Genomic DNA, 7,227 nt, shown 5'->3' on the forward strand with positions numbered 1-7,227 from the left:
GTGCTCAGGCGCTCCCCCGTCGAACCGCTCGGCCTGCTCGCGCAGCGCCGTCGCACCGTGCTCCCGGACCGCGTCCACGAGCTCGCGTGCGGCATCGACGGCGTGCGAGACGTCGCCGGCGGCGCGGGGCATGAGTCGGAGGAGTTCGGCACGGGCGGGCAGGCCGCCGCGGAGGTCGATTCGCTGCATCATCAGGTCGCCAAGCCTACCGAGCACCACTGTCGCGAGTGTTCCGGTCCGTCGGCTCGCGACACCCGCGTTCGGCGCGCTGAGCCCGCGCCGCACGGCGCGTCTGCGTGATCACCGGTCGAGGCGTCCGACACCGGCCAGCAAGGCGCGCCCGATCGCGGCCGATCGGCGGACGGGAGGCCCGTGGCGGGCCCGCACCGAGCCTCCCGTCCGATCGCGCTGGTCACGTGAGCAGCGTGGCGGGCCCGCACCGCGCCTCCCGTCCGATCGCTGGTCACGTGAGCACTGACGGGCCGCACCAGAAGCGACCGGTCCGTCCTGGACGTCACGTCAGCGCGTCGACCGCTCTCCGGTGGTGCGCCACGGCACCCGCGTCCCACGCGCCCAGCAGGTGCAACGTGGCGATGCGGAACACGAGTGCGCGGACCAACAGTTGCGGCCACTCGGCCGTGCCGCGGCCGAGCGTCCACATCCGCTCCACCGCGACGCCGTGCCAGCACACCGCGTCGACGACCGCGACGGCCTCTCCGAACGCGGCCGGTCGCCAGTACGGCGGCCAGTCGATGACGGCGGGTGGTGCGCCGGGCGCGAAGAGGACGTTGCCGAGCAGGTCGCCGTGCACGAGCTGGGACGGCAGGTCGACGGGACGGAACGCCCGCGCGAGCCGGTCGAGCGTCGGGTCGGCCGGGAGCGGCAGTTCGCCCCACGCCATCCGATCGGCACGCGACCAGGCGTTGCCGGAACGCTCCGACGCGCTGTCGTCGAGGAACGACGGCCGCTCGAGGAGCGCGATCGCCCGGTGGAAGGCGCGGCCAGCGTCGAGGACGTCCTCGATGCGGGAGGGGTCGGCACGAGCGTCGAGGTACTCCCAGGCCTCCCAGCCGCCGGAGCGCCACCCGCCGTCGGCCGTCGCGACCGGACGCGGTGTGCGGAACGCCGGGGTGTGCGCGAGCGTCGCGAGGACCTCGGCGCGCCAGTCGGTCACCGCGGGGGCGTCGTCGGGGCGGAGCACGACGTCGCCCGCGCGCCAGGTCAGCTCGCGGCCACCGTCCAGCAGGACAGGCGTGACCCCGTCCACCCCGAACGCCCGCAGGACGGCGGCGTCGGGGTGGACGGGCACCACGTCAGACCAGGCAGCGCGGACCGAGCAGGCTCTTCAGCTCACCGAAGAGGTCCGGCGTCAGGTTGACCGGGAACGGCAGCTCGAACGTCCGGGCGACGTCGTCCTTGAGGAGCTTCAGCCGCACCTCGGTCGCGCCGCTGTGCCGTCCGAGGACCGCCGCGAGCTCGGTGACGATCTCGGTCGTCGCCTGACGTTCGGGCAGGCTCAGGGTCAGTGGACCGGAGCCCATGACGTCGCCCACGTTCGGCTGGAACATGCTCACGGCGTGCAGGGCCTTGCCGTCGTCGCGGACGTTCACCCGCCCGCGGAGCACCACGATCGAGTCCGCCACGAGGGACGGACCGAACTCCTGGTAGGTCTTGCCGAGGAACATGACGCCGATCTCGCCGCCGAAGTCCTCGATCTGGACGATGCCGTACGGGTTGCCGGACGACTTCGCGACGCGGTGCTGCACGCTCGTCAGGAGCCCTGCGACCGTGACGGTCTCGCCCTCGACCGAGTCGTCGGCCCCGATGAGGTCGGCGATGGTGATCGACTGGTGCTTCGCGAGCTCGATCTCGAGGCCGGCCAGCGGGTGGTCGGACACGTAGAGACCGAGCATGTCGCGCTCGAACGCGAGCTTGTCGCGCTTCGACCACTCGGGTCGGTCGGGCACCTGCGACACCGGGGCGGCGGACGGCTGCTCCTCGGCGACCTCGGCGAACAGCGAGTCGAAGTCGAAGCCGACGTTGCCGTTCGCCTCGTCGCGCTTGACCTTCACCGCGGACTCGACGGCACCCTCGTGGATCTCCACGAGGGAGCGCCGGGTGTTGCCGAACTCGTCGAACGCCCCGGCCTTGATGAGGGACTCGACCGTGCGCTTGTTCGCGGACGAGATCGGGATCTTGCGGAGGAAGTCGTGGAACGACTCGAACGCGCCCTTCTCGGTGCGGGCCTTCACGATGTCGTCGACGACGTTGAAGCCGACGTTGCGGATCGCTCCCATGCCGAAGCGGATGTCGTCGCCGACGGCCGCGAAGAAGCCGATCGACTCGTTGACGTCCGGCGGCATCACCTTGATGCCCATGCGCCGACACTCGTTGAGGTACAGGGCGAGCTTGTCGCGGGCGTCACCGACACTCGTCAGCAGTGCGGCCATGTACTCGGCCGGGTAGTGCGCCTTCAGGTACGCCGTCCAGAACGACACCACGCCGTACGCCGCGGAGTGCGCTTTGTTGAACGCGTAGTCGGAGAAGGGCAGCAGGATGTCCCACAGCGTCTTGATCGCCGCGTCGGAGTACCCGTTGTCCTTCATGCCCTGCTCGAAGCCGGCGAACTGCTTGTCCAGTTCCGACTTCTTCTTCTTGCCCATCGCGCGACGGAGGATGTCCGCCTGTCCGAGCGAGAAGCCCGCGACCTTCTGCGCGATCGCCATGACCTGCTCCTGGTAGATGATCAGACCGTACGTCTGGTCCAGGATGTCGGCGAGGGGCTCGGCGAGCTCGGGGTGGATCGGCGTGATCGCCTGCTCGCCGTTCTTGCGGAGGGCGTAGTTCGTGTGCGAGTTCGCACCCATCGGCCCCGGACGGTACAGGGCGATGAGCGCGGAGATGTCCTCGAAGTTGTCCGGCTTCATGAGCCGGAGCAGGCCACGCATCGGGCCGCCGTCGAGCTGGAACACGCCGAGGGTGTCCCCACGCTGCAGGAGCTTGTAGGCGTCCTCGTCCTCGAGCCCCATGGTCTCGAGGTCGAGCTCGATCCCCCGGTTCGTCCGGATGTTGTCGAGCGCGTCACTGATGATCGTGAGGTTGCGGAGCCCCAGGAAGTCCATCTTGATCAGGCCGAGCGACTCCGCTGCCGGGTAGTCGAACTGCGTGACGATCTGGCCGTCCTGCTCCCGCTTCATGATCGGGATGATGTCGATCAGCGGGTCGCTCGACATGATCACGCCGGCGGCGTGCACGCCCCACTGACGCTTCAGCCCCTCGAGCCCGAGGGCGGTGTCGAAGACGGTCTTCGCCTCGGGGTCGGTCTCGACCACGGTGCGGACGTCGACGGCCTCCTTGAAGCGCGGGTGGTCCTTGTCGAAGATCCCGGTGAGCGGGATGTCCTTGCCCATGACGGGCGGCGGCATCGCCTTCGTGAGCTTCTCGCCCATGCCGAACGGGAACCCGAGGACACGCGAGGAGTCCTTCAGCGCCTGCTTCGCCTTGATCGTGCCGTACGTCACGATCTGCGCGACGCGCTCGGAGCCGTACTTCTCGGTGACGTACTTGATCGCCTCACCGCGGCGCCGGTCGTCGAAGTCGACGTCGAAGTCGGGCATCGAGACGCGGTCCGGGTTGAGGAAGCGCTCGAAGATCAGGCCGTGCCGGATCGGGTCGAGGTCGGTGATGCGCATCGCGTACGCGACCATCGAGCCGGCACCGGAACCACGGCCGGGGCCGACGCGGATGCCGTTGTTCTTCGACCAGTTGATGAAGTCGGCGACCACGAGGAAGTACCCCGGGAAGCCCATCTGGTTGATGATGCCGACCTCGTAGTCGGCGCGCTCCTGCACCTCGGGCGTGATGCCGTCCGGGTAGCGGTACTCGAGGCCCTTGCGGACCTCCTTCTCGAACCAGGAGTGCTCGGTCTCGCCCTCGGGCACCGGGAACTTCGGCATGTAGTTCGCGGCGGTGTCGAACTCGACGTTGCACCGCTCGGCGATGAGCAGCGTGTTGTCGCAGGCCTCCGGGGTGTCGCGGAAGAGGTGCCGCATCTGCTGCGGGGTCTTCAGGTAGAACTCGTCGGCGTCGAACTTGAAGCGGTTCGGGTCGTTCAGCGTCGCGCCGGACTGCACGCAGAGGAGCGCCGCGTGCGACTTCGCGTCGTGGGCGTGCGTGTAGTGGAGGTCGTTCGTGCCGACCAGCGGGATCCCGAGGTCCTTCGCGAGGCGGATCAGGTCGCTCATGATCCGCCGCTCGATCTCGAGCCCGTGGTCCATGATCTCGGCGAAGTAGTTCTCCTTGCCGAAGATGTCGCGGTAGTCGGCCGCCGCCTTGACCGCTTCGTCGTACTGGCCGAGGCGCAGGCGCGTCTGGATCTCGCCCGAGGGGCAGCCCGTCGTCGCGATGATGCCCTCGTGGTACTCCTGCAGGAGCTCGATGTCCATGCGGGGCTTGAAGTAGTACCCCTCGAGCGAGGCCTTCGACGACAGCCGGAACAGGTTGTGCATGCCGGTGGTGTTCTCGGCGAACATCGTCATGTGCGTGTACGACCCCGCACCCGACACGTCGTCACCGCCGCCGTCGCCCCAGCGGACACGGGTCTTGTCGGAGCGGTGCGTGCGGGGCGTGATGTACGCCTCGGTCCCGATGATCGGCTTCACACCGCCGGCCTTGGCGGCCTTCCAGAACTCGAACGCGCCGAACATGTTGCCGTGGTCGGTGACGGCGACGGCCGGCATGCCCTGCGCGGCCGTCTCGGCCACGAGGTCGCCGAGACGCGCGGCACCGTCGAGCATCGAGTACTCGCTGTGCACGTGCAGGTGGACGAAGGAGTCGGAATCCGACACGGAACCTCCGGTTCGCGGGAGCTGCTGCGGTGTGGGAACAGCCTAACCGCGACCACCCACATCCACGGCGCGTCGGCGTGGCGGTCGCTGGAACGGGCAATCGCTTGCCGGCGAGCGCGCACGACACGCCGCGTGCGTGGCGCCGGGGTCGCACGATGTGTCGCCTCGGGCTGTCGGGAGCGACACATCGTGCGACCTCGTCGAACCCGGCCGGGCGCGCCGGGCCTGATGGCACCAGCCGGACCGCGCTGCGCGTCAGCGCACGAGCGGCAGCCAGATGTCGTCCACGATCTCGACGATGCGACGGTCCGGGAGCGTCCGCAACGACATCATCAGGTCGTGCCGCACGAGGTCGGACGGCAGCGACGCGATCCCGTCCGGCCAGTCCCGCCGCGGGATCTCCCCGCGCTCCACTGCCCGCTCGAGCATGACGCGACCGATCGTCGAGCGCCCACCCAGCAGCCGGTCGCGCAGATCACCCGGTGACAGCCCGGTCTCCTGGTTGATGCTCGCCATGTAGACGCTGATCGCCGCCATGAACCCCGACCGCGCGGCGTTGAAGTCGCGCAGGGCCCGGAGCACGTCGCCCCGCAGGGTACCGGTGTCGACGAGCTCACGACGGCTGAACAAGCCACCGTGCTGGAGGGCTGCGATCACGAGGTCGACCTTCGTCGGCCACCTCCGGTAGAGGACGGGCTTCGACGTCGCCGCCCTGGCTGCCACGCCGTCGAAGGTGAGCGCCGGGTAGCCCACCGCCTGCAGCTCCGTCCAGGCGGCGTCGAGCAGAGCGGTCTCGAGTTCTTCTCCGCGGCGACGCGTCTTCGCAAGATCCACTTGCGTATCTTAGCGCGCAGGGCTACGGTCAGCCTCGTTAAGAAACAGAACCGTATCCAAGGAGCATCGTGGACCGTTCCCTCTCCAGACTCGCCGTCGCCCTCGTCGTGGGTGCGATGGCTCCGTTGTTCGACTCGACGATCGTCAGTGTCGCCCTGCACACCCTCGCCCGCGAGCTCCATGCCGGCGTCGATGCCGTCCAGTGGGTGAGCACGGGGTACCTCCTCGCGATGGGCGTCACGGTGCCGGTCGTCGGCTGGCTCCAGCACCGGATCGGCGGCCGTCGGCTGTGGATGGCGGCACTGGTCGTGTTCCTCGTGGGGAGCGTGCTCTGCTCGCTCGCCTGGGACGTCACGAGCCTCGTCGTGTTCCGGGTCGTGCAGGGCGTCGGAGCCGGCGCGATGATGCCGCTCCTCACGACCCTGCTGATGCAGGCCGCCGGAGGTCGGGACGTCGGTCGACTCATGGCCGTCGTGTCACTGCCGACCGCGCTCGGACCGATCTTCGGGCCGGTGATCGGTGGACTGGTCCTCGGCGCCGGCTCCTGGCCGTGGCTGTTCTGGGTGAACGTGCCGTTCGCCGCGGCCGGACTCGTCCTCGCGTGGGGGTGCATCCCCGCGGACGGCCCGACGGGCACCGGACGGCTCGACGTGCTGGGGCTCGCGCTGCTCTCCCCCGCCGTCGTCGGCGTCCTCTTCGGCCTGAGCAACGCTAGCCGCTCGGGGGGCTTCGGCCGCTCCGACGTGTGGGCCCCGCTCGCAGCCGGGGTGGTCCTGCTCGTCGTCTTCATACTCCGCGCCACGCGCCGCGGTGTCAGGTCCCTCGTCGACCTCACCCTCCTGCGGCACCGTCCGCTGGCGGCCGCGTCACTCGGGATGTTCCTGATGGGGGCGTCGCTGTACGGCGGGATGCTGCTGCTCCCGCTGTCGTTCCAGGAGCTCCGCGGTGCCGACGCCCTCGGAGCCGGACTCCTCCTCATCCCACAAGGTGTCGGCTCGCTGCTCAGCCGCTCGCTCGCCGGACGCCTGACGGATCGCCTCGGTGCGCGCTGGGTCGCGGTCGTCGGGTTCGCGGTGGTGCTCTCGGCGACGATCCCGTTCGCCTTCGCTGACGGAGGGACCGCGGTCTGGTGGACCAGCGCCGTGCTCGTGGTCCGCGGCATCGGCCTCGGTGCCGTGATGATCCCGATCATGGCGGTGGGCTTCACCGGGCTGGAGAAGACGGAGATGCCGCACGCGAGCACGATCACGCGGCTCGCGCAGCAGCTCGGCGGCGCGTTCGGTACGGCGGTCCTCGCGGTGGTCCTGTCCGGAGCGGCGGCGGGCGGACACCCGGTCGCGGCGTTCCACGAGGCGTTCTGGTGGGCGACCGCGATCACCGTGCTGGCGACGGCGACGGCGCTGCTCCTCCCCGGGCGACCGGTGGGACCGGCCACGGCGCGCAGCGAGCCGACGGCTGTGGGAGCGACCCGCTGACGGACGGGAGGCGCGTGGCAGGCGGGCACCGCGCCTCCAGGCCGGCTCGGGGCGACGCCACGCGCAGGGCG

4 protein-coding genes and 1 pseudogene are annotated in these 7,227 nt (G+C 69.9%); 1 reads left to right on the plus strand and 4 read right to left on the minus strand.

Annotation, left to right across the window (positions count from 1 at the left end; translation table 11 throughout):
• The 4 genes and pseudogenes from ACSW7Y_RS15050 to ACSW7Y_RS15065 form a co-directional block, all read right to left on the minus strand.
• Positions 1–192 (minus strand): annotated as a pseudogene (locus ACSW7Y_RS15050) (histidinol dehydrogenase); the annotation flags it as partial.
• A 322-nt stretch (positions 193–514) separates the two neighbouring features.
• The gene (locus tag ACSW7Y_RS15055) at positions 515–1,309 is read right to left on the minus strand and encodes a hypothetical protein (protein ID WP_438127053.1); all 795 of its coding nucleotides are present in this window, start codon (positions 1,307–1,309) and stop codon (positions 515–517) included.
• A gap of 4 nt (positions 1,310–1,313) precedes the next feature.
• Positions 1,314–4,796 (minus strand): DNA polymerase III subunit alpha, encoded by a 3,483-nt coding sequence (dnaE, locus tag ACSW7Y_RS15060; protein ID WP_438127056.1) that lies wholly within the window; start codon positions 4,794–4,796, stop codon positions 1,314–1,316.
• A gap of 306 nt (positions 4,797–5,102) precedes the next feature.
• Positions 5,103–5,681, minus strand: coding sequence for a TetR/AcrR family transcriptional regulator (locus ACSW7Y_RS15065; protein ID WP_438127054.1), 579 nt, complete (start codon positions 5,679–5,681; stop codon positions 5,103–5,105).
• A gap of 68 nt (positions 5,682–5,749) precedes the next feature.
• On the opposite strand from ACSW7Y_RS15065, the gene ACSW7Y_RS15070 reads away from it, so the two are divergent.
• Positions 5,750–7,156, plus strand: coding sequence for an MDR family MFS transporter (locus ACSW7Y_RS15070; RefSeq protein ID WP_438127055.1), 1,407 nt, complete (start codon positions 5,750–5,752; stop codon positions 7,154–7,156).
• The last annotated feature ends 71 nt before the right edge of the window (positions 7,157–7,227 follow it).

The sequence above is a fragment of the Curtobacterium flaccumfaciens genome (assembly GCF_051548005.1).
In the GTDB taxonomy this organism is placed as follows: domain Bacteria; phylum Actinomycetota; class Actinomycetes; order Actinomycetales; family Microbacteriaceae; genus Curtobacterium.